This is a genomic window from Cobetia sp. 4B, assembly GCF_018831605.1.
Classification (GTDB): domain Bacteria; phylum Pseudomonadota; class Gammaproteobacteria; order Pseudomonadales; family Halomonadaceae; genus Cobetia; species Cobetia amphilecti.
This window is the reverse complement of sequence record NZ_CP059843.1, coordinates 1,461,191-1,483,484: the sequence shown is the minus strand read 5'-3', so window position 1 is coordinate 1,483,484 and position 22,294 is coordinate 1,461,191. Positions and strand designations below refer to the sequence as shown.

Annotated in this window: 23 protein-coding genes and 2 tRNA genes; 9 read left to right on the top strand and 16 right to left on the bottom strand. The window is 62.1% G+C overall.

Annotation, left to right across the window (positions count from 1 at the left end; genetic code table 11):
- The first annotated feature begins 47 nt into the window (after nucleotides 1–47).
- Genes H2O77_RS06385 through H2O77_RS06375 form a run of 3 tightly spaced genes read left to right on the top strand, consistent with a single transcriptional unit; the run spans nucleotide 48 to nucleotide 2,448 of the window.
- Nucleotides 48–401 carry a DUF1904 family protein gene (locus H2O77_RS06385; protein WP_215824197.1) on the top strand — a complete coding sequence of 118 codons (354 nt, stop codon included), beginning with the start codon at nucleotides 48–50 and terminating at the stop codon, nucleotides 399–401.
- Nucleotides 398–1,348, top strand: coding sequence for an EamA family transporter RarD (gene rarD / locus H2O77_RS06380; protein WP_215824196.1), 951 nt, complete (start codon nucleotides 398–400; stop codon nucleotides 1,346–1,348). Before H2O77_RS06385 ends, rarD begins: the two co-directional genes overlap by 4 nt.
- Before the next feature lie 47 nt (nucleotides 1,349–1,395).
- Entirely contained in the window at nucleotides 1,396–2,448 is a 1,053-nt protein-coding gene (locus H2O77_RS06375; RefSeq protein ID WP_215824195.1) for a YihY/virulence factor BrkB family protein, read from the top strand.
- Between the two features lie 180 nt (nucleotides 2,449–2,628).
- Here H2O77_RS06375 and H2O77_RS06370 read toward each other — a convergent pair whose 3' ends face one another.
- The gene (locus tag H2O77_RS06370; RefSeq protein ID WP_043335071.1) at nucleotides 2,629–3,060 is read right to left on the bottom strand and encodes an OsmC family protein; all 432 of its coding nucleotides are present in this window, start codon (nucleotides 3,058–3,060) and stop codon (nucleotides 2,629–2,631) included.
- 421 nt (nucleotides 3,061–3,481) lie between these two features.
- On the opposite strand from H2O77_RS06370, the gene H2O77_RS06365 reads away from it, so the two are divergent.
- Both H2O77_RS06365 and H2O77_RS06360 read left to right on the top strand, forming a co-directional pair.
- Nucleotides 3,482–3,955, top strand: coding sequence for a hypothetical protein (locus tag H2O77_RS06365; RefSeq protein WP_215824194.1), 474 nt, complete (start codon nucleotides 3,482–3,484; stop codon nucleotides 3,953–3,955).
- Nucleotides 3,956–4,354: 399 nt separating this feature from the next.
- Complete coding sequence (locus H2O77_RS06360; RefSeq protein ID WP_215824193.1) at nucleotides 4,355–5,518, top strand: NADH:flavin oxidoreductase; 1,164 nt, start codon at nucleotides 4,355–4,357, stop codon at nucleotides 5,516–5,518.
- Nucleotides 5,519–5,632: 114 nt separating this feature from the next.
- On the opposite strand, the gene H2O77_RS06355 is transcribed toward H2O77_RS06360, so the two are convergent.
- From H2O77_RS06355 to H2O77_RS06315, 9 genes are all read right to left on the bottom strand, one after another.
- Nucleotides 5,633–6,799 (bottom strand): NAD-dependent epimerase/dehydratase family protein, encoded by a 1,167-nt coding sequence (locus tag H2O77_RS06355; protein WP_215824192.1) that lies wholly within the window; start codon nucleotides 6,797–6,799, stop codon nucleotides 5,633–5,635.
- Nucleotides 6,800–6,801: 2 nt separating this feature from the next.
- Nucleotides 6,802–8,586: a hypothetical protein gene (locus H2O77_RS06350; RefSeq protein WP_215824191.1), complete on the bottom strand. Its 1,785-nt coding sequence runs from the start codon at nucleotides 8,584–8,586 to the stop codon at nucleotides 6,802–6,804.
- A gap of 113 nt (nucleotides 8,587–8,699) precedes the next feature.
- The gene (locus H2O77_RS06345; protein ID WP_240548733.1) at nucleotides 8,700–10,391 is read right to left on the bottom strand and encodes a glycosyltransferase family 39 protein; all 1,692 of its coding nucleotides are present in this window, start codon (nucleotides 10,389–10,391) and stop codon (nucleotides 8,700–8,702) included.
- A 101-nt stretch (nucleotides 10,392–10,492) separates the two neighbouring features.
- Nucleotides 10,493–10,969 (bottom strand): lipid-A-disaccharide synthase N-terminal domain-containing protein, encoded by a 477-nt coding sequence (locus H2O77_RS17860; protein ID WP_240548732.1) that lies wholly within the window; start codon nucleotides 10,967–10,969, stop codon nucleotides 10,493–10,495.
- Complete coding sequence (locus H2O77_RS06335) at nucleotides 10,969–11,853, bottom strand: glycosyltransferase family 2 protein (protein ID WP_240548731.1); 885 nt, start codon at nucleotides 11,851–11,853, stop codon at nucleotides 10,969–10,971. Before H2O77_RS06335 ends, H2O77_RS17860 begins: the two co-directional genes overlap by 1 nt.
- Nucleotides 11,854–12,184: 331 nt before the next feature.
- A complete protein-coding gene (gene rlmF, locus H2O77_RS06330; RefSeq protein ID WP_215824190.1) occupies nucleotides 12,185–13,381 on the bottom strand; it encodes a 23S rRNA (adenine(1618)-N(6))-methyltransferase RlmF in 1,197 nt (398 codons plus the stop codon).
- Between the two features lie 86 nt (nucleotides 13,382–13,467).
- The gene (fhuF, locus tag H2O77_RS06325; protein ID WP_215824189.1) at nucleotides 13,468–14,349 is read right to left on the bottom strand and encodes a siderophore-iron reductase FhuF; all 882 of its coding nucleotides are present in this window, start codon (nucleotides 14,347–14,349) and stop codon (nucleotides 13,468–13,470) included.
- 129 nt (nucleotides 14,350–14,478) lie between these two features.
- Entirely contained in the window at nucleotides 14,479–14,874 is a 396-nt protein-coding gene (locus H2O77_RS06320; protein WP_215824188.1) for a DUF393 domain-containing protein, read from the bottom strand.
- Nucleotides 14,875–14,943: 69 nt separating this feature from the next.
- A complete protein-coding gene (locus tag H2O77_RS06315; RefSeq protein WP_215824187.1) occupies nucleotides 14,944–15,540 on the bottom strand; it encodes a RimK/LysX family protein in 597 nt (198 codons plus the stop codon).
- Nucleotides 15,541–15,820: 280 nt separating this feature from the next.
- Between H2O77_RS06315 and H2O77_RS06310 the strand changes: the two genes are divergently transcribed.
- Nucleotides 15,821–16,507 carry a DUF4396 domain-containing protein gene (locus H2O77_RS06310; protein WP_153635435.1) on the top strand — a complete coding sequence of 229 codons (687 nt, stop codon included), beginning with the start codon at nucleotides 15,821–15,823 and terminating at the stop codon, nucleotides 16,505–16,507.
- Nucleotides 16,508–16,674: 167 nt separating this feature from the next.
- Here H2O77_RS06310 and H2O77_RS06305 read toward each other — a convergent pair whose 3' ends face one another.
- The 6 genes from H2O77_RS06305 to H2O77_RS06280 form a co-directional block, all read right to left on the bottom strand.
- Nucleotides 16,675–17,403: a YebC/PmpR family DNA-binding transcriptional regulator gene (locus tag H2O77_RS06305; protein WP_054557332.1), complete on the bottom strand. Its 729-nt coding sequence runs from the start codon at nucleotides 17,401–17,403 to the stop codon at nucleotides 16,675–16,677.
- A 205-nt stretch (nucleotides 17,404–17,608) separates the two neighbouring features.
- On the bottom strand, nucleotides 17,609–17,962 hold the full coding sequence (locus H2O77_RS06300; protein WP_215824186.1) for a TusE/DsrC/DsvC family sulfur relay protein: 354 nt from the start codon (nucleotides 17,960–17,962) through the stop codon (nucleotides 17,609–17,611).
- Between the two features lie 56 nt (nucleotides 17,963–18,018).
- Nucleotides 18,019–18,309 (bottom strand): sulfurtransferase complex subunit TusB, encoded by a 291-nt coding sequence (gene tusB, locus H2O77_RS06295; protein WP_043335056.1) that lies wholly within the window; start codon nucleotides 18,307–18,309, stop codon nucleotides 18,019–18,021.
- A gap of 121 nt (nucleotides 18,310–18,430) precedes the next feature.
- Nucleotides 18,431–18,841: a sulfurtransferase complex subunit TusC gene (tusC, locus tag H2O77_RS06290; protein ID WP_240548730.1), complete on the bottom strand. Its 411-nt coding sequence runs from the start codon at nucleotides 18,839–18,841 to the stop codon at nucleotides 18,431–18,433.
- A 52-nt stretch (nucleotides 18,842–18,893) separates the two neighbouring features.
- Complete coding sequence (tusD, locus tag H2O77_RS06285) at nucleotides 18,894–19,283, bottom strand: sulfurtransferase complex subunit TusD (protein ID WP_043335054.1); 390 nt, start codon at nucleotides 19,281–19,283, stop codon at nucleotides 18,894–18,896.
- Between the two features lie 127 nt (nucleotides 19,284–19,410).
- Entirely contained in the window at nucleotides 19,411–20,079 is a 669-nt protein-coding gene (locus tag H2O77_RS06280) for a Bax inhibitor-1/YccA family protein (protein ID WP_215824185.1), read from the bottom strand.
- A gap of 254 nt (nucleotides 20,080–20,333) precedes the next feature.
- Here H2O77_RS06280 and H2O77_RS06275 point away from each other — a divergent pair.
- The 3 genes from H2O77_RS06275 (at nucleotide 20,334) to H2O77_RS06265 (ending at nucleotide 22,168) form a co-directional block, all read left to right on the top strand.
- Nucleotides 20,334–20,424: transfer RNA gene (locus H2O77_RS06275), tRNA-Ser, on the top strand.
- A gap of 219 nt (nucleotides 20,425–20,643) precedes the next feature.
- Nucleotides 20,644–20,734, top strand: a tRNA-Ser gene (locus tag H2O77_RS06270).
- A gap of 222 nt (nucleotides 20,735–20,956) precedes the next feature.
- Nucleotides 20,957–22,168 carry a DEAD/DEAH box helicase gene (locus H2O77_RS06265; protein ID WP_215824184.1) on the top strand — a complete coding sequence of 404 codons (1,212 nt, stop codon included), beginning with the start codon at nucleotides 20,957–20,959 and terminating at the stop codon, nucleotides 22,166–22,168.
- Nucleotides 22,169–22,294: the final 126 nt, after the last annotated feature.

Sequence of the window (22,294 nt, the reverse complement as noted above, 5' to 3'; positions counted from 1 at the left end):
CGCGAGCTTGCTCGCCCCCTTCCCATCCCGACTCACAGGAGAGCTTCATGCCTCAGCTTCGCTTCCACGGTGTCACGCCTGCCCGTCTTGCCCCTGTCTCGCGCGCACTGATCGATCAGCTGAGCGAAGCGACCGCCACCGCGCGCGACGAATTCACGCTGGAATGCATCACCACCCAGTACGTGTTCGATGGTCAGCTCGTCGACGCCTTCCCCTTCGTCGAGGTGCTGTGGTTCGAACGTGGCCAGAAGGTGCGCGATCTGTGCGCCCAGTCCATCGCGCAGGCCATGAACGAGGCCGGCTACCCGGAGGCCGAAAGCTTCTTCATCGCCCTTGAGCCTTCTGGCTACTACATCGCAGGTAAACCGCTGGCGCAGGATGGTTCGAGCGACTCCGCATGAGGCGGGAGCAGGCAGGCCCCTCAGTCGAGAGTCTGGCGCAGGCGCGCCGCGAGAGCGCCAAGGGTGTCGGCTTCGGGCTGAGCGCCTATGTGATGTGGGGCTGTTTTCCGCTCTACTTCGCGCTGTTCGAGGGCATTCCCGCCTGGGAAGTGCTGCTGCACCGCATCCTGTGGAGCTGCGTGTTCATGGTGCTGCTGATCAGCGTCATCCGACGCTGGTCGCCGGTGCGCGCCGCCTTCGCCGAACCCCGCAAGCTTGTGCCGGTGCTGGCCTGCTCGATCCTGATCGCGCTCAACTGGGGTATCTACATCCACGCGGTGGAGGTGCATGAGGTACTGCAGGCAAGCTTGGGTTACTTCATGACGCCGCTGGTCAATGTCGGGCTGGGCATGCTGTTCCTGAAGGAGCGCCTGACGCGCGTGCAGCTGTTCGCGCTGGGGCTGGCCGTTCTCGGCCTGAGCCTGCAGCTGATCGGCCTGACGAAACTGCCGTGGATCACGCTCTCGCTGGCTGTCACCTTCGGCACCTACGGGCTGCTCAGAAAGCGCATCGCGCTGGATGGCCTGTCGGGCCTGCTGGTCGAGACGATGATGCTCGCGCCACTCGCGCTGCTGCTGATCAGCGGCCAGTGGTTCTCCGGCGAATCGCACTTCACGGCCAGCGATGTCGGCCCGCTGGGGCTTCCCGCCAGCGTGCTGATGATGTCCAGCGGCGTGCTCACCGCGCTGCCGCTGCTCGCCTTTGCCGGTGCGGCGCGTCGCCTGCGCCTCGCCACGGTCGGCTTTCTGATGTACATCAACCCGACCATGCAGTTTCTGATCGCGCTGCTGATCTTCAAGGAAACCCTGCATCCGACGATGCTGATCACCTTCGTGCTGATCTGGACCGGTCTGGCGCTCTATACCGCCTCGACGTTCTTCCAGCATCGCGCCAGGCAGCGCGGCTGAAATCCCCCTTGAACTGACTTAACGAACCAAAGCGAGGATGCCCAGCCATGCCAGACCCTGCTGCAGACTCCGTGAGCAGCCGCCTGTTGCGCTTTCTGCCGCGCCTGCTGGCCTTCGCCCTGCGCGTCATCGGGCAGTTCATCGCCAACCGTGGCGTGCTGCTGGCCGGTGGCGTCGGCTACAACATCCTGCTGTCCAGCGTGCCGCTGTTCGCCTTGCTCTGCGTGCTGCTGACGCACCTGGTGGATGAAACGCGTCTGATGAGCATCATCGCCATCCAGGTCCAGCATCTGGGGCCGGGGCAGGAAGATATCCTGCTGGACGCCGTACGCAAGCTGCTGGCCAATCGCGAGGTGATCAGCTGGATCGGCATGGGCGGCTTGCTGTTCTTCGCCGGACTGGCCTTTCGCATGCTGGAAGACGCCATCGCGCTGATCTTCCATCAGCATCCGGTGATTCGTAAGCGCAGCGCCTGGATTTCCGCCCTGCTGCCCTACGCCTTCGTGATGGTGCTGGGCGCGGGCCTGCTGGCGCTGACCCTGCTGGTGGCGCTGGCTTCGGCGATGAATGATGCCCTGACGCTGCTGACCGGCATCGAGCTGACTCTCGGCGATGCCGGCAGCGAGGTGATCTATCTGATCAGTATCGTCGGCATGTTCGGGCTGTTCAGCGCCATCTACAAGATACTGCCCCAGACCCGCGTCTCGACCCGCCGCGCGCTGGTCGGTGGTCTGGTCGCGGCCACCCTGTGGGAGCTGACACGCCTCGCCTTGAGCTGGTACTTCACCCACCTGTCCTTCGTCGGTGCCGTCTACGGCTCACTGGCAACGCTGATCGTGCTGCTGCTGGGGCTGGAGATCGGCGCCGTGATCCTGCTGCTCGGCGCCCAGGTGATCGCCGAGCTGGAGCAGTGCTCACGCGAGAATATTCGCTGGTACCGCACGCCGGATCGCAAGCCACTGACGCGCCTGCAATCCCGCCGCAATGCCATGCAGCATGCCGGCGAGGTCAGCGAGGAGGATGAGCTGGCAACGAGCCCAGACAGGGGGTCAGGCAGTGGTTCAGACAAGGTTGCAGAAAGCGGCTCAGACAAGCGCTAGTACACGCCCTCGGAAAGCTCACCGCGCGCACAACGAAAAAACCGCCCCGAGGGGCGGTTTTTTATGCTCACGTCGCAGAGATGAAACTTGAGGTCACGCGAGTCGCTGTCGTTGTCGTTGTCGTCGTGGTCGACGCCTGACGGCTATTCGCCCGCGACGACTGGGCCGACAAGCGACGCCTCAATTGACCAGCGAGGCTTCCAGCGAAATCTCGGCGGTGAACAGCTTGGAGATCGGGCAGCCGCCCTTGGCCTTCTCGGCGGTGGACTGGAAGTCTGCCTCGCTGATGCCCGGCACATCGGCCTTGGTCACCAGGGCAACCTTGGTCACGCTGAAGCCGCTGTCGTCCTTGTCCAGATGGACGGTGGCGGTAGTGTCGATGGCCTTGGGCTCATGACCCGCCTCGCCCAGCATCATCGAGAGCGCCATCGAGAAGCAGCTGGCGTGAGCCGCCCCGATCAGCTCTTCGGGATTGGTGCCGGCGCCATCTTCAAAGCGCGTATTGAAGCCGTAAGGCTGATCCTTGAGCGCACCACTTTCACTGCTGACAGTGCCTTTACCCTGCTTGACGCTACCTTCCCAATGCGCGGAACCGGTTTTCTTGATCGTCATGCCTGTCTCCTTGACCTGGGTGAACACTCAGGGCCGTTGCCCTGTCCCTCTCACATTGTCATGGCGCGTCGCGACTTCAAGGGGCGTCTGCCCTTTTGCCATCACAAGTGTCTGATCGATCGCGTGCCGGCTGCCTATCAATTGCGTGAGCAAGACACGCCACCCACCCCGGCGAGTGCGCCCGTCGCCACGGCCAATTATTGAACAAGAGTTGAATTCCCGCCGTGCGCCCCGATAACTGTTCTATCGATTACCTGGCGCGCAACGCCGAGTTGCAGTCACTCACATCATCTTCTCATGTCTGGCATCGTGCGCTCCCAAGCTGGCGCAGCATTCGCCGACACCTCATACGCCGCCGGTGAATCCCTCACCCGCGCGGCTGCCGACACCGGCAGCCAGACCCGCAAGGAGTCCCCTCATCATGTTCTACAAGACCTCGACAGGCATCACTGACGACAACGCCTCTCTCCATCGCCTGCGCCCTGCCGCGAGCACCCGCCTGCGCCGTGGCATCGGCGCCGCCGCAGTGATGCTGGGCTTGCTGGGCCTCTCCCCGGCTCAGGCCTTCGACGAGATGAACACCGAGACAGGGACCAGCGGCGCGGCCTCTTCCCAGCATTCCTCGCAGGGCCAGCCAACGCCCAGCCACTCCAAGCGCACCGCAGACGGCGCAGCTGACAACGGCGCGCACTATCAACAGAACGAACAGCCCGAGGCACGCCAGCAAGCCAAGGACAACGCCACGCGCCAGGTACAGAAAAGCCTCGATGGCGGCGAGATCGGCAGCCAGGGTGGCCGACACGCCAATACCGGCCAGGCCAAGCCGACCGAGAACTGGTTCGGCTGCCCGCCCTCCGGCAGCAGCAAGCAGAACGCCCAGTGCGACGGCAAGTGATCGCCAGCACTGAGCACTCGCCATAGGCACGATTGGCGCTGATGACGCAGGCCCCGCAACCCACGGTTGCGGGGCCTGCGTCGTTGCGCGCATATGCTTATGTGCATGGAAAGCAGCACTGCGTTGCCACTTCATGCAGCAACCCTGAATTATTTGAGAAAAAATCTCGCAAATTCAGTCAATTATATTCACAGGTTGTCAAAACGACAACACTCTCCTTCCAGCGTTCCGGCTTGTGACACCCAGGTGCGGCAGGCACGATATAGGACATGCAGATGATCCGTCGATCATTCATTCAGGCCACCGCACTGCGTCGATCTTCACCTCTTTGTGCACGCAGACGCTCAGGGCCTACGACCGGATACGACAGCGGAATGCTTTCCGCGGGAGACGTACTAGATGACAGACACCACCGCACTGTTCACCCCCCATGCCTTCGCAGGGCTTGAGCTCAGCAATCGCCTGGTGCTCGCCCCCATGACGCGTACCAGCGCGCAGGATGACGGCCAGGTGCACTTTGACATGGTTGATTACTATCGCGATTTCGCGCGGGGCAACTTCTCGCTGCTGATCACCGAAGGCATCTACACCGATGAAGCCTTCAGCCAGGGCTACGCCAACCAGCCGGGGCTGGCCAACCAGGCGCAGCAGGACAGCTGGCGTCCGGTGGTCGACGCCGTGCATCAACAAGGTGGCCGTATCATCGCCCAGCTGATGCATGCCGGCGCCCAGACCCAGCACAACCGCTTCAAGGATGAGGTCGTCGCCCCCTCCGAGAGCCGCGCCAGTGGCGAGATGCTCAGCTTCTACGGTGGCTCCGGCCCCTTCCCTCTGGCCCGCGAGATCAGCGAAGCGGAGATCCATGACGCGATCGCCGGCTTTGCCACCAGCGCCCGTCGCGCCAAGGAAGCCGGCTTCGATGGTATCGAGCTGCATGGTGCCAACGGCTACCTGATCCACCAGTTCATCAGCGCGCGCTTCAATCAGCGTGACGATGCCTGGGGCGGCGACGCCATCGCGCGTCTGGCCTTCCCGCTGGCAGTCATCCGCAGCGTGCGTGAGGCGGTCGGCGCCGACTTCGCCATCGGCATGCGCCTCTCCCAGGGCACCGTGACCGAGCCGGAGCTCACCTGGCAGGGCGGCCCTGACGAGGCCCGCGAGCGCTTCGCCAAGCTGATGGAAGCCGGGCTGGACTTCTTGCACCTGACCGGCAGCGATGTCGATGCCCCCGCCTTCCCCGAGGCAGACGTCGAGCGTGAGCGCAGCCTCAGCCTGACCGCACTGGCGGCACAGGTGCGCAGCGAGAAGGCTGCCGAGGTGAGCCTGATCACCAATGGCAATGTCGCCAGCGTCGCGAAGGCGCAGGCCGCCCTGCAGCACGCGGACCTGGTCGCCATCGGTCGCTCGGCGCTGGCCAATCATGACTGGCCCAAGCGCGTACAACGCGGCACCTGCCTCACCGAGTTCGACTTCTCGATGCTGTCGCCGCTGGCCACGCTGGCCAACGAAGAAGACTGGCGCATCGCCAATGACAAGCCTGCCAACTGCGAGGGTCGCTGCTGATAGCGACTGACAGGCAAGATACAAAGAGCCCCGCCATTGAACTGGCGGGGCTCTTTGCATTGGGGGCTGGCCTCTTCTCGACCTGAACTCAGATATACAGCCGCTGAATCCCACTCAGGCCTTCAAGAGAGTTCCACTACTGAAGGCCAAGGCCGTCATGGCGGACATGCCGGCCTTTGTCATGCGTCCAGAATGTCCACCTGCAGCGACGCCTGCTTCGTCAGGACATCTCACCCGGGGCAATTGCTCATCATCGGTTTCTCTCAGCAATGATGGATACTGCTGCGCCCACTCAGCCAACTCCTCAAGCCCTGTGGCAAGACTGACACTGGGGCGAAAGCCGGTCAGCGTCTCGAGTGCCGAGGTATCTGCCCAGGTACGCTCGACATCCCCTGGCTGCATCGGCAGCAGACGCTTGCGAGCCGGGACACCCAGCGCTGCCTCGAGGCCATTGATGAAGTTCCCCAATGCGATGGGCTCGCCACGCCCGAGGTTCAGGACACGCGAGGGAGCGGCATTCATTTCCTGCGTCGGCGGCAGGTGCATAAGCCGGTAGATGCCCTCCACGATATCACTGACATGGGTGAAATCACGTGCCATCTGTCCATGGTTGTAGACATCGATCACCTCGTCGGCCAGCAGCTTGCGTGCGAAACGAAGTGGCGCCATGTCCGGGCGCCCGCGGGCGCCATAAACGGTAAAGAAGCGTAGCCCTGTCACCGGTAAACCATAGAGATGCGCGTAGCTGTAAGCCATCAATTCATTTGAGCGCTTCGTGGCAGCGTATAGCGAGAGCGGGCGTACACCCGCCTGGGATTCCTGCAGAGGCTGACGGGCATCATCCCCGTAAATGGAACTGCTGGAAGCATAGAGCAAATGGCTCGGAGCCGTGTCACGACAAGCCTCAAGAAGATTGACGAAGCCGACCAGGTTGCTGTCGACATAATCAAAAGGCTGAGTGATGGAGTGGCGCACCCCAGCCTGGGCCGCCAGATTGACGACGACATCAAACTCCTCTTCCTGCATCAATGTGCGAAGCGCCTCACGTTCGACAAGATCCAGCTTGACGAAGCGAAAGCTGCCCAGCCGGCGTGCATTCCCGGGGGCAGCAACGCACTGCCTGGCAAGTGCTTCGAGACGTGTCAGGCGGTGCTGCTTCAGCGCCAACGGATAGTAGGGGTTGAGATTGTCGAGACCGACGACCTGCAGGCCTTCCTTCAAGAGTCGCTCACACAGAGCAGCACCAATGAAACCTGCAGCCCCAGTTACCAGTATTTTCATGCTCATCGTTTCTCCTGAGCGGTCATGACCAACACCGTTGGTGCTGATGAGGGGCCGCCCAATGCCGCTGCGGGTACCGTCAATAATCGGTGGCGTCCCTGATCAAAGACCGGCGTGGCATTGGCTCCATCGTCTACTGCCGCCTGACACCAATCACGCATGCCGGCCAGAGGGCCTCGCGTGTCGGGTAGACGCAGACATTTGTCAGCCTCGATTATCAGCCAGCCATCGGGATGCGCTGTCTGCCAGGAATCCAGCTGACTCGAATCGCGCTTCAACTGCTTCAGCGGTTGGGTCAGTCGCCCCAGAAATTGCCAGGTTGCCTGATAGTCCCAGCCAACGACGGCCACCTCCTGGCCTTCCTGTTGATGGTGCTGAACCCATTGAGCCAGGGCAGTCTGATCCAGACGTGGCCATAACGGACGCAATGTCAGGGCCAGCAAGCAGGTCACCAGCAACACGCTGCCCAGCGCCAGTCGCCGCTGAGCATTCAGCGCGCTATTGCCCAGTGACTCAGCGGCAGGTGTTTGAGCCGTGATGGAGCGTCTCGCCTCATCCACGGAAGGCCATAGCCATACCATCAAGGCCAGCAAGCTAGCTCCCGCCATGAGACACGCAAGGCTTGCGTTGCCCGAAGCCACCAGCGCTGCGTTGGTCGGCAGAAATGAGGCATCAGTCAGCCAGCCTGCGGGCATGACGATGACCGCGAACGCCAGGCTTGTCAGTCCCAGGCCACCGCTGATCATCGCCAGCAGTTTCAGCGATGTGCGAGCCGGAGGCTGGCGCAGAGCAGCCCAGGCCAGCAGCAGACTCACCGGTACCAGTAGCGGCATCAGATAATGCACTTGCTTGCCGGAGATAAGTGAAAAGACCAGCAGTGCGCCCAGTGCCCAGAAGCGTCCCAGCTTCAGCAAGGGTTGCTCTGACGTTGGCCGCCGAGCAACCGAGGCCAGAAACCCCTCGATCAGCAATCGCGGGCGCAGGCTGAGCGGGAAGATCAACATCGCCAGCCACGGTAGATACCACCATGGCGGTCGAGCATGATCCTGCGCGGAGACGACGCGGTTTGCCGTCTGGCCCCAAAGCAGATCCTCGACATAGTCGGGAGGGCCAGTGATGACGGCGGGAAGCAACCAGATGCACAACACCGCGATGCCCAGCAGCAGGCTCAACACCCAACCGCGCCACTCACAGACCCACACCTCGCGGGCTTGTGCTTGCGTCCACCAGGGGCGCGAGCCGACCACCAACAGAAACCACAAGAGTGCGACCGGCCCTTTGGCCAGCAAGGCCAACCCCAGCCACACACCACTCTCGAGCACGACGCTCAGGCTGAACGGCTGCCCTCCCTGTGGTGTACACCAGGGCCGCAACGCGCCCAGTAGACACGTCGTCAACAGCACATCGAACATCAAGGCCTGGCTATAGAGCACCCACATCAGACAACCGGCGAGTATCCAACGCACCATGCGTACCCAAAGTTCATGTCTCTGCCATTCGGCATCGGCCAGGCCAGTGGCCGGCCACAGGGTGCGGGCGACACGCCCTATCTGCCAGATACCCAGCAGACTGACCAGTGGCATCACCAATCTTGGCCAGACATCATTGACTCCGAAGACCACCCATCCGGCGTGAATCAACCAGAACAACAATACCGGCTTGTCAGCGTAGGCCGCCCCGTTCATGGTCGAGACGAACCCACTGCCGGCATGCCACATCTCCCATGCCACCGAGACATAGCGAGTTTCATCGATGGGCAGATAGGGTCGTGCCAGCGCTGCTGACATCAGCAACACTCCCCATAGCGTCCAACATATTCGTTCGCTGGCATTCAGGTTGATCAACGAATGGGAGCCTCGTCCCACCAGGGATATCGCACATGAAAGTTGCTTCTGACACTTCATGGCTGAACCTCCGGCATCAGAGTATGTCGCTGGGGAAGTCCGATCAGCTGTGCCGCTTCATTCGAGACCGAGGTCGGCGCCAGATACATCGGCGCAGCATCGGGACTGCCCTGACATTTCACGGCCGCGCTACCAGGTAGCAGTACCCATTGCTCATCCGGCTCATTCAATGTGATGGCCTGTGCGCCATCCAGACAGGCATGCCGCTTGAGCTTGCGGGGTGTCAACAAGACCCAGCGGTTCTGCGGGGCCTCCTTCAGCCATGCATAGAGGCGCGAGAATTGGTCTTCCTCCGGCGTCTTGTAACCGAAGTGCCACAATGGCTGGCGCGCCTGCAGGATGTATTGCTCACGAAAATCGGGAATGGCCAATGCCTGGTAATCGCTCTTCTCGGCAACCTGCGCCATCAGTAGGGCAGGATTGCGAACCGGGTCCATCAATCGTGCCCCCCAGGTGCCCCACAGACTCCAGAACACCACGAGCCAAATCCCCAAGGCCAACAAGCCGTTCCGTGGTTTCAGCCAGGTACAGAGCGCGATACCGCTGACACCCAGCAGCCCCCACCACCCCCACGGCACCACCCCCTCCTTTGCAGCAAGCGTCACCAATGCCGGGTACCCGAAGACACCGAGCAGTGCCGCGATCAGGAAGATGCCTGCCAGTCCGGCGCAAAGTGCAAACCCCAGCCAGGAGACATGAGGCTTACGTGACAACCCCGGCAACATGGGTGCCAGGCCGATCACCAACAGCGGCAGCGCCGGCAGGATATAGACTCCCCGCTTGCCTGGAGACAACGAGAAGAAGACCACCATCAATGCCGCACCCACCAGGGGCAGCCAGACTCGTAGATCGCGGCGCGAGAAGCGGCGAGCGAGTGCCTTCGGCCACGAGGGTAGCGTCAGCAGCAGCGGCATCCATGCCCAGGGAATCACACTGGTCAGGAAGTAATGCCAAGGCTTCAGATGATGCCAGCTGTCGGTGTATCGCTCAGCGGTCTGCTTGAGCAGGATGTTGTCGCGATAGGCGGCAAGCTCCGAATCGCCGGACACGAAGGACATCACCAGCATCGGCCCTACCCAGAGCAGCGGAGCCGCCAGTATCCAGCAGAGTCCGATCAGCAGCTCGCGTGATGTCAGCTGCCCTGCGCGACGACCACTGCTGCGCCAAGTCGATGCGTGACGCGCAGCCATCAGCCAGAAAGGCAACATCAGCAACGGCAGGAACCCGACCCCCTTGGTGAGGATGCCAAGCCCCATCGCAAAGCAGCCGAGATAGAAATAGCGCACGCCATCATTGAGCAATGCATGCCGCAACAATCCCCAGCTACCCAGCAGGATGAAAGCCGTGACCAGCATGTCGATCTGAGCCGTACGGGCCTGCAGGATGAACTGCACTGACGCGAGCAACCACAGCCCGGCAATGAAGGCTGTGTGCGGGCCATGCAGGCGACGAATCAGGTCCACGCTCAGCCCCAGAGTCGCGGCCCCGGCCACCAGCGATGGCAGGGCAAAGCCGATGCGGATATCCCCCACCAAGCCAGTGGACAAGGCACTGAGCCACATGAAGATCGGCGGCTTGTCGGGATAAAGCTCTCCTGCGCGGTGTGGCAACCACCAGCCCCCAGTGATCCACATCTCGAGACCATTGAGCGCGAAGCGTGGCTCATCGGCAGGCCACGGCATACGCATGCCAAGCCCGATGGCAGAGACAGATAGATACAACGCCCCCAGGACCCACCAGGGATGGCGGGAAAGTCTTCGGTACACACCGCCAGCTGGCGTCATTGCCTTCATGCGCCTGTCCCTTGGTGCTGAACGGGATTGGCATGGAGGCGTGCCACTTCAGTCTTGAGTCGGGCGTTTTCTATCTCCAGCGACGCGAGCCTGGCCTTCAGGGAGTCGTCAGTGCCCGATTCGCATTCTTCCGTCTTGCCACAAGCGTGTTCGACGACAGTGGACTCCTGCGGTGCCTGGGACGACGCTTCGCTGCCAGGCGACGTGAGTGACCGGCGATCCCGCTTGATCAAGCTCAGATTACGCAGATAGATGAAAAGCCCTGCGCCCTGACCGGCAATGAATACCGGGTCCTCGCGATGGATGGCATACGCAAGCAGCGTCATGCCACCGGCAAGCGAGAACCACCAGAAGGCACGAGGAACGATGGAACGACGTGCCTTCTCACTGGCCAGCCACTGAATGATGAAACGCGCCGAGAACAGCGCCTGGCCTCCAAAACCGACAGCGACCCACCACGGACTGACATCCATCAGCAGGCACCCCGCGCCACGTCGGCCTGGTCCGGGTTGCTGTCACCTGCTGCTGCATCGTGACCGTCAGCCTGATATCTAGAGGGGGAGTCAAACAGGCTTGTTGGCGCGGATGCAGAGGGCGTCGACACGTGCGTCCCCACCAACGGCAGCGAACCATGGTCGATGGCCTCACTGGCAGCATGGCCAAAGATATTCTCGAGCGGTGACGGTAGACGTGAGCGACGCACCAGCCACATCACTCCGACGATATCGGCAATACCGACCCAGAGCCGATCGAAGAAGCCGTATTTGGATACTCCTGCCACTCGTTCGCGGTGACGGACTGCCAATGACTGCACCTTGCCACCCTGAGCGCGAACCAACGCCGGAAGAAAACGGTGCATGTGATCGAAATACGGCAGCCGAAGGAAGACGTCACGACGCATGACCTTGATTCCGCAGCCGGTATCTGGCGTGTCATCGTGCAGCAGCGCTTGTCGGATGGCATTGGCCAAGCGTGATGACACACGCTTGACGGCATCATCGCGACGTTGCGTGCGATGACCAGCCACCAGGTCGAGCTTTTCGAGCGTTGCCAGTGACAACATGTCCGGCAAGTCCGCTGGATCATTCTGGCCATCGCCATCCAGGGTCGCCAACCATCGACCGCGCGCCAGCCGGGCAGCCTGCCACAGCGAAGTACTCTGTCCGAAACTGGTGCCGTGGTGATAGGGACGCAATCGTGAATCTTCCTGCGCAGCCTGCTTGAGCCAACTCCAACTGCCATCACTGGAACCATCATCCACCACGATGATCTCGTAGCGCTGCCCCGCAAGCGCCTCATGCACCTCGGCAATAAGGCCCGGCAAGTTGTCACGCTCATCACGAGCCGGTATCAACACCGAAACTCCTCCGCACAAGGGCTCCTCGCCCTGCGCCCAGGGGTGGTCTGGACCAGGCGATGTCATGGTGATCGCGGACTTCATGGAATAACTCCTGAGCAATGACTGGGCGTCGAGCAAGCCGGATAGATGTCAGATCCTGCAGCGATCGGAACCGGCAGGCTGCGCGTTTCTGGCAGAAAGTTTGCCCGCAAACTATTAAGACAGGCTTAAGTGAAGCGCGGATGACAACCGCCAATGCAAGAAGCCCCCGTCGCGCTGGGCGACGGGGGCTTCAATGCAAAGACATCATTGAGTCGAAGACTCTCTTGATACGGCTATGACAGACGCTTCACTTTCCTTGCCAGTGATTCCGCCCCCACTGCCGACGCTGGTCGGGCGTGAGATACGACCAGGCGACGAAGCGGCTGACCTTCTGCCCCTGGGACATCTCGATCACCCTGACCTCGCTGGCGCCACTGCGCTTGAGGGCTTTCCTGATGCCGGTCAGGCTCGCCGAATGCGCGACCAGCGAGGTGAACCACAGGCACTGCGAGGCGACGTTGCAGCTCTCCTGGATCATGCGGGTGACGAAGGCTTCTTCCCCGCCCGGACACCAGAGCTCGGCTGCCTGTCCGGCGAAATTCAGCGCTGGCGCGTTGCGTGCACGCCCCTTGCGTGAGGCATTGCCGCGCTGCTGGCGCGACTTGTCGAGCCCGCGCCATTTGCGCTGCGCTTCCCGCGCCATATCAGCTTCGCTGGCATGGAACGGCGGATTGCACAGCACCAGATCAAAACGCTCATCCGCGCCCCAGATCCCAGCGAAGTGACGCGTGCGATCGGCCTGCAGGCGCACCTCGATCTGGCCCTTGAGGCGCGCATTGGCGCTCACAATCGCGCGAGCCGAGTCGATCGCCTGCGTGCTGATATCACTGCCGACCATCTGCCAGCCAAAGCTGCGATTGCCCAGCAGGGGGTAGATGAGGTTGGCGCCGGTGCCGATATCCAGCGCACGCACGTGCTCACCCGCCGGCAGCTGACCGCCATTCGCCTCACTGATCAGGTCCGCCAGGTAATGCAGATAGTCGGCGCGCCCGGGGATGGGCGGACACAGATAGCCGGCGGGAATATCCCAGTGGGCGATGCCGTAATGGCGACTCAACAAGGCCCGATTGAGCGCCTTGACTGCCACGGGATCGGCGAAGTCGATGGACTCGCTGCCAGCGGGTGTCTTGATCACGAAGGCCGCCAGTGCCGGGCTCGCCTTGACCAGCGCGGCCATGTCATAGCGCCCACGGTGCGGGTTGCGGGGATGCAGCTGACCCTTGCGAGCCGGGGTCACCTTGATGGCAGGCGCTTTGATAGAAAAAGCCTTGATGGCAGGCGATTGGACGGAAGGCGCCTTGGCCGCGCCAGGCTTCTCGCGGGCGGCCGGATCACGACGGCCAGCCGGGGTGGCCTGCTGGCGTCTGTCAGCCGAGTCGTGTCGGGAAGATGCGCCGGACTTGGCGAGGGAAGCACCGCGTGGGCGGCGCGAAGACGAGGACATGACGGCATACCGGACAATGACAGGGGCCGCCATCTTACCAGAGCGCGCCGATCAACACAGACCGCTGCCGCTCAGGACGCTACCTATCAGGACAGGTCGCTACCGATCAGCGCTGCGCGCGAGTTGGCACGCTGATCGACCCGACGCGTCTGGGCGCGGCGGGCCGTGGCGCGCTCGATGCTCAGCGGACAATTGCTGCAATAGCCCAGACACTCGATGCGATAACGCACGCAACATACCTTGCGCGGCGTATGCCGTTCGCCATGGCGGTCCATCACGTCGCTGACCGGCTGATAGAGCGGATTGCGCCGCCCGTCGGCCAGAATTCTGGTCGCCATCAGCTGACGTGCCGGCGCCGCCTGCGCGACCCAGCCCTGCTCTTCCAGCATGCCGACGATATAGACGAAGTAATGTGCCGCGTTGCTCCAGAAGACCTTGGGCCCCAGCGCAGTGTGCGGCACCAGGCGCTCGATGACGGCCTCAAGATGCGCCAGGTAGCCCTGAAAGCGCGCCTGGAGCCGCGTCGCCTCATCGGCCGACTCGATCTCCGCCGTGAGGCTTGCGCCCTGCCCCGCCGCATCATCGAGTATCAGCTGCGTGACCACGCCATGCTCGCCAAGGCGCAGCGAAAGATACCGCAGCTCCAGCGGCAGTTGATGGTCCAGCAGCAGGTTGGCCGCCAGCGGCAGCGATACCATCGAGGACAACAGGTACTTGGACCACTGGGAAAGCAGCGCCTGCTCATCGGGGGCGCTGATGTGAGAAGCGGCGTCTGCCTGGCCGGTCTCGTACTGCATGCCATGCGCGGCGATGCACGCCGACAGCCACCCGGGGCTGAGCACATCGCGCGCCGGCACGACACGCTGGAGCGACGCCTCATCGCCTGCCTGCACCTGAGTGTAGGTAGTGATCAGGTCCCGGTAGGCAACCATCGGACCGGCAAAGAGCGGGGAAAGCGCGTCGATCATCGGGAAGCTCGCAGACGTGAAGAAACAGACAGTGCCTCACATAATAACGAAAACTATTAGCATTTGCATATCAAAAAAGCATGATAAACCAGCAGGGCTTCCAGCTCGCTGCGTCGGGCTCGCCGGCACTCACAGCCTGCCATCTCGACACAGCCGACGACGCACCCAGGCATCGTAGACTCGCGTCAGCGCCGGCTCGATCAGCGGCCGCGTGATCAGCCACCCCAGCCAGGCAAGACCGGGGATGCGCGCAAGCAGCAGGCGATACGCTGGCATGCCCTCACGGATCTGCCCTTGCGCTGTCTCGACATGCAACGACAGCAATGCCTGCTTGAGGCCGATGCCGCGAGCGGCGAGATGCTCGGCGTTATCCGTCGCATCCCACCACTCGACGTTGGCGTCTTGGCGCGACAGCCGCTCGTAGCGGGCGCGTTCACGACGACACACCGGGCAGCGCGCGTCGTAGTAGATCCTGATGAGTGGCAAACCGTCACGCTGAGGTCGCTGGCTGGCGATGTCCGACATGCTGGCCTCCCTCTTGTGATGAATGTGCGCGGTACGCGTTCCTCAATGAGCGTTCAGAGCGACATAAGATCAGGACGCCGCGCCGATGCGATCGGAATACTCCTTGTCTTCATAGCGATGCAGCGGCGCGTCCTCGGCACAGTCCGGGCTGGTCTGGAAGGTCTTGCGCACATCGAGTACGCCCAGGCTCTGGATGGTGCGGCGCCCCAGCAGCACCGGATAATTCATGCCGTCACGATCGCGCAGACTGAACTGCTCCTCGTAGCGCTCGCCGCCCATGCACAGCGTCATCAGCACCACCGGGCGCGTATCGCGTCCGCCTGCGCCGGACACCGTCAGGTCGCGATACAGGGGGCGCTCGAAGGTGTTCTCGACCTTGTCACCCTTGGCTTCGTCCTCGACTTCCACATCGAAACGCACCCATTCCTCGTCATCACGCTCGAAGGTCTCGATATTCTCGGCATGCATCGAGGAGGTCAGCGCGCCGCTATCCAGCTTGACCTTCACCATCACACCCCACGGCTCGATGGTTGCCTTCTCCACCCAGCCGAAGACCTTGTCGTCTGCCGCCTGGGCCACGGCTGGCGCGGCAAGCGAGGCTATCAAGCCGACACCGGCGAATTGACGGGCGGCGCGCGCAAGGGATGTAGCAGCGTGTCTCGACATGGTGACTCCTGGAAAAAGTGGCGACATTGCAAGGGCAATGCCCGACATCCTTCACCATGGAGGCTTGCGCCAAGGTTAACAAGGCGTGAGAACACACCCTCGCCTGTCACCCTGTCAGGCGAAAGCAACGGCCGGTTGCGAGCAGGCGATGACAAGCCACCCTTGATATGGCGCGCTGCCCCCACCAGCTATCAAGGAGGGCCGCGTTATCAGCGTACTGCTATCAGCGTATTGCTATCGGCGCACGGCCATCTGCGACATCCACTCGACGGGGGTCACCATGCAAGATCTATTACGTGAGTCACTTTCCCACTGGAGCCTGCTGCTGTGCTGGCTGTTGCTGATGGTACCGGCGCTGATCTGGGTCGTGCGTGACCTGACCACGAAGAATGCTCACCTGGCCCCGATGATGAAGTGGGTATGGGGGCTGACCACGCTCTACTCCGGTGTCGTGGGACTGCTGGTCTATCGTTTCGCCGGGCGTCGCCAGATCGCCGCCAACGGTGATGCCCGCAAGGGACTGAGAAGTGTCGCGCACTGCTATTCAGGCTGCGGACTGGGGGAATTCGTCGGCGTCAGCCTGGCGGTGGGCCTGTTGGCCATGGGCAATATCTCCACTGCGATCATCACCTTCATCTTCGCTTACCTGTTCGGCTTCCTGCTGACGGTCGGCCCGATGCTGCAGGGCGGCAGTGATGACAAGCCGCAGGTGATTCGTGATGCCTTCAAGAGCGAGACGGCCTCCATCGTGGTGATGGAAGTGGTGGCGATTTCCGTGGACCTCTGGCTTGCGGGCGGTGCCGGCATGCATCAGCCGCTGTTCTGGAACTCGCTGATCATTTCCCTGAGTCTGGGGCTGCTCGCCGCCTGGCCCGTCAACGTCTGGCTGGTGAAACACGGCGTCAAGGGGGGCATGGCGGACCCACGCGAGACGGACCCGCAAGCGCAGCACCATGCACACTGCTGAAGCGCGCGCACTGCTGAGGCGCGCAGAGTGTTGAGTATTGAGGGTTGAGACATGAAAAAGCCCCGTCGGCATGCCGACGGGGCTTTTCTCTGACTGACCCTTTCACACTGACATTCGCATCCCAGTCAGCGTGAAGCTGTCAGTCGCATCACGTTCAAGACGCTGACTTAGACGAACTCGCCGTTGTGATAGACCTGCTGCACGTCTTCACAATCATCCAGCAGCTCGAGCATCTTGTTGAGCAGCTCGGCGTCATCGCCGCCGACTTCGGTATGGATCTGCGGAATGAAGCTGATCTCATCGACTTCGAAGTCGAGGTCTTCACCGTAGATGTCGGTCAGCGCACCCTTGGCCTTGAAGTACTCGGTCGTCGGCGCGAGAACCGTGATGATGCCTTCGTCGAGCTCGATATCACTGACATCGACGTCGGCTTCCATCAGCGCTTCCAGGACCTTTTCCTCGTCCTCTTCCGCGCCCTTGAAGGCCAGGATGGCGCGGTGGTCGAACATGTGCGACACCGAACCCTGCGCGCCCAGCTTGCCCTTGCCCTTGTTGAAGCAGGTGCGGACTTCGCCGAAGGTGCGGTTGTTGTTGTCGGTCAGACAATCAACGATGACCATGACGTTGCCCGGACCAAAGCCTTCATAGCGCGCCAGAGCGAAGTCTTCGCCGCCGGTGCCCTTGGCCTTGTCGATCGCCTTGTCGATGACGTGAGTCGGCACCTGGTCCTTCTTGGCCTTCTCGATGAGACGACGCAGGCTCAGGTTGCCGTTGGGGTCGAGGCCACCGCTCTTGGCCGAGACGTAAATCTCGCGCCCGTAACGTGAATACACGCGTGCCTTGTTGAGAGAGGTACGCGCCATTGATTCTTTACGGTTCTGGAATGCTCTTCCCATGCAAGTCGACTCTTGTCCGCCTGAATTCAAATGCCCTTGCGACCATGTCGCGGGACCTGAAGCAGCATCGGCCTCCTGGCCGACACTACAACGCTGTGACGAATAGTAACGCAGACAACGCCGTACGTCGCCATCCCTGCCGGGTCTTGCGCGTTGAGCGCAGCGCACCACGACGGGCAAGGCGACGCATGCATGCGGCTGGCCGTCACAGACAGTTGGTCGGCTTGGGCAGCCCGGCGATGCGCGCGCCCACCTTGGGCGGGCTGTCCGGGAACAGCCGCATCAGATGCAGCGAGCGGCCCTTGTCGGGGCCAAACCCCTGGGTCATCGCCTTGCTCAGCGGGCGCATGGCCGGCGAGAGCGAGAAGCGCTGATAGAAGTCACGCAACACCTCGATCACCTCCCAGTGCTCCGGCGTCAGTTCACGCCCCTCCTCGGCGGCCAGCATTTCCGCCAGCGCCGGGCTCCAGTCATCCAGATCGACCAGATAGCCTTCCGCATCCAGTCCGATATCACGCCCATCAAGTGTCAGTGTGCGCACCGTTTCACTACTGGCCATACAGATCCTGATTCACTGTCTTGCATGAAAATTGAAAGGGAGAAGCGTCTGGCGCCTCAGAACCAGCTGACGGTCTTGTCGGCGGCCTCGGTCAAGGCGACGAAACCGTCGACGTCGACCACGATGACGTTCTCCGCGCAGCGCCCCAGCAGGCCGCGGGACTCGAGGTCTTCGCGCAACGCGAACAGCCGCCCCTCAAGCCCGGCAAGGTGCTGCTCGGCATTGTCGAGGGCGCCATTGACGCCATCCTCGATCAACAGCAGCTGGTCTTCCGGGCCCATGGCATTGAGCACATCATCATGGATGCGGCTGGAGAATGGCGAACGATTGAGTAGATGTAGATTCATGCAATTATCCAGGCAAGGGAAGCTGGGACTGCCACTGGCCATCAATCAAGAGATATCAATGACATGGCATCAGGAAACTGATGCGAGCATATCAGTCGCCAGCGTTGGCGGCAGTGACGTGTCAGAAGCTCAACACGCGCGAGAACGCGGTGGTCAGCGCGACCACCTCGTCGTGCTCGAGCAGCGTGACCGGCAACAGCGTGACATCCTGCGCTGTCAGGCCCCGTGCGCGCAGCGCCGCCGCATCGACGTAGCAGCGCTCGACGTCATACATCTCAAGCGCCGCCAGCAGGTTGTCACTGCCCTTCTGCCCCAGCGGCCCGACCTGCTGCCCTTCCAGCAGCGCCATCACGCCATCGCCGGTGAACAGCAACCCGACCTCGCGCCCGAAGGCCGCCGCGACCATCGCCGCCTCCAGTCCCTCGCGCAGCCAGCTGCTGCCATGCGGGCCATGGCGCAGCATGACCAGCAGATCACCGGCGGCTATCCCGGCGTCATCGCCTGCCAGGGGCGCCGTCATCACATCGCTCATGGTCTGCTCCTCACTCGATAAGTGACATCATCAGTGACGACAAGAAATGACGTCATGCAAAGGTGATCAGGTGGTCATTGTCCAGCGTCGCCTCGACCAGCTGGCCCAGCCCCGTCAGCTCGAACGGCGCCTCAAGGGTATGCCCCTGCTTGCCATGCCGCGCCGCCTCGCGCTCATCGAGCATGCCGCGTCTCAGGCCCGCCGCGACACACACCTGCAGGCGGGTGGCGTGATTCTCGGCAAGCGACAGCCAGCGATCGCGCAGATGCGGCTCGTCCTGGGGCGGCGCCATCATGTTGGCGGCGTTGTAGACGCCATCGTGATAGAAGAACACCGTGGTCAGCTGATGGCCGCGCGCCAGCAGGGCGTCGGCAAAGCGCAGCGCCGAATGGCTGGCCTGCTGGCTGTAGGGGCCGCCGTAGACGGCCAGAGCATAACGCATGCGAACCTCGTGTGACTGCTCATGAATGGGCGCCATTCTAGCGCGAGTCACGCCACCTGACACCCGAACGCAGACGACCCCGCCGAGGCGGGGTCGTTTGCAGGTCTCATGCTCCTTCGCTTGACGATCAATCGTCGGAAGCGAAGCCCAGCAGGGCCAGCAGGCTGACGAACATGTTGTAGATGGAGACGTACAGGCTCACCGTCGCCAGCAGGTAGTTGGTCTGCCCGCCGTGGATGATCTGGCTGGTCTCGAACAGGATCGCCGCGGAGGCGAACAGCACGAAGCCGGCGGAGACAGCCAGTGCCAGGCCGCTGATGTTGAAGATCATCGCTGCCAGCATCGCCAGAATCAGCACGATGGCGCCGGCGAACAGGAAGTTGCCCAGGAACGAGAAGTCCTTGCGCGTCACCAGTGCCACCGCGGACAGGCCGGCGAAGGTGATGCCGGTCATGCCAAGCGCGGTCATCACCAGCTGGCCGCCGTTGGGCAGGCTCAGGTAGGCGTTCAGTACCGGGCCGAGCGTGAAGCCCATGAAGCCGGTGAAGGCGAAGGTCGCGAAGATGCCGGCGGTGGAGTTCGCGGTCTTGTGGACCAGGAACATCAGGCCATAGGCACCGATCAGCAGCACGAAGATGTTCATGCGGCCGACGCCCATGCTCATCGCCACGCCAGCGGTCAGCGAGGAGAACAGCAGCGTCATTGCCAGCATCATGTAAGTGTTGCGCAGTACCTTGTGAGTACTGAGCGAGCGGCTCGCGGTATCCTGCGAGACCTGCCAGGAGCTGTTAGCCATGGTGTCTATCCTCAGGTTGCTACGATGGATTCATCGATTTGACCCCAGCATGCCCTCAGGGGTTTGCCTAATCAAGAGACAGAACGATGAAAAGCCCTATTGAGGCAACCATCCGGCGCGCGCAAGGCAACGACATCGTCAGTCTCCGCGGCCATTGTGGCATGTGCGACCTTTCAAGCATCTGAACGACAAGGAAATTTACGCCAAGTCCTTGACCCTGACTGAAAAATCCGTAGTATTTCATCCCGTGAGTCGGAGGGATGGCAGAGCGGTTGAATGCACCGGTCTTGAAAACCGGCGTAGGTTAATAGCCTACCCAGGGTTCGAATCCCTGTCCCTCCACCACCCTGATTCCGAAAGCCCCGTCTACCTCAGGTAGGCGGGGCTTTTTCGTGGCCTGACACATGACCTGATTCATGGTCTGGTGCCAGCAGGCGGCTCCGGCGGCCTCACCCCGGCGCCATCCTGCTGCAAGTGATTGTCCGCGATGGCTTTTCCGAAGATTTTTCTTCGCCCACCTCTTGCTATTCTCATCAGGTTCGGTAGTATTTCGCTCCGTGAGTCGGAGGGATGGCAGAGCGGTTGAATGCACCGGTCTTGAAAACCGGCGTAGGTTAATAGCCTACCCAGGGTTCGAATCCCTGTCCCTCCACCACCTTGAATTCCGAAAGCCCCGTCTACTTCAGGTAGGCGGGGCTTTTTCATTGTTGCCGCGCAGCGCCCATCGCCGCCACTTCGCTACCCTGTCTGAGCAGCGATGGCCAATGATGCGCCGGGCCGTCAGCGGACTTTCGGCTACAGTGAGCATCACTGCGCCAGACATTCCTTGCCGCAGAATGTGCGCTTGCCCCTCCCCCTTTAGACAAGTCGAGACACCATGCCATTTTCTGCCCTTGGTTTGAGCGATTCCATCGTCAAGGCCGTCACCGAGCAAGGCTACCAGACCCCGACTCCCATCCAGGAGAAGGCGATCCCCGTCGTGCTGGCCGGTGACAACCTGATTGCCGCCGCCCAGACGGGTACCGGCAAGACGGCAAGCTTCGTGCTGCCCATCCTGCAGACCCTGCAGCAGGCGCCCAAGGTGCGTGCCAAGCGCGTACATGCCGTCATCCTTACGCCGACGCGGGAGCTGGCGATCCAGGTCGAAGACAACATCCAGCACTACTCCAGGTATCTGGAAGTCAGCTCCATGGCGATGTATGGCGGCGTGGAGATCGAACCCCAGCAACAGCGTCTGATCGAGGGCGTGGACATCCTGGTGGCGACGCCCGGCCGCCTGCTGGACATGCTGACCCGCCGCGCGATCCATCTCGACGAGACACGCACCCTCGTCATCGACGAAGCGGACCGCATGCTCGACATGGGCTTCATCGCCGACATCAACAAGATCGTCGAGAAGCTGCCCAGAGAGCGCCAGAACCTGCTGTTCTCGGCCACGCTCTCGGCTCAGGTGCGCGTGCTCGCCAAGACCGCAGTGACGGACGCCGTCGAGATCATGGTCGCACCGGAGAACGTCACCGCGCCGGATATCAGCCAGTATCTGATCACGGTCGACAAGGAGTTCAAGTCCGCCCTTCTGAGCCATCTGATTCACGAGAAGCAGTGGCAGCAGGCGCTGATCTTCATCGAGACCAAGCGTGGCGCCGCCAAGCTGGTGAGTCAGCTGGAGAAGCGTGACATCGCCGCCGAGTCCTTCCACAGCGGTCGCAGCCAGGCAATGCGCGAGCAGCTGCTGGCCGACTTCAAGGCCGGCACCATCAAGTATCTCGTGGCCACCGGCGTTGCCGCGCGGGGCATCGACATCGATGACCTGCAGCGCGTGGTCAACTACGACCTGCCGGACGCCGCCGAGGATTATGTCCACCGCATCGGGCGTACCGGCCGTGCCGGAGCCAGCGGTGAAGCCATCTCGCTGGTCTCGCGTGATGACTTCCGCAACCTGTGCGCCATCGAGCAGCACCTGGGCTATTTCGTGACGCGCGAAGTCGTGGAAGGCTTTGCGCCCAAGCTCGCGGTGCCGGCCTCGAACAGCGACTACGCCCCCAAGTCCGCAAGCAAGAGCCGTCGTCGCCAGCCCAGCCGCCGCTGACACCTCTCAGGGCAAGCCTGATGACGCCCCTCGCGTAGACCTGATAACGCCCTGACACACGCACGCCCCCGGAGACATGAACGACATTCTCCGGGGGCGTGCTGGGTTGTATACCTAGCTTTGTTC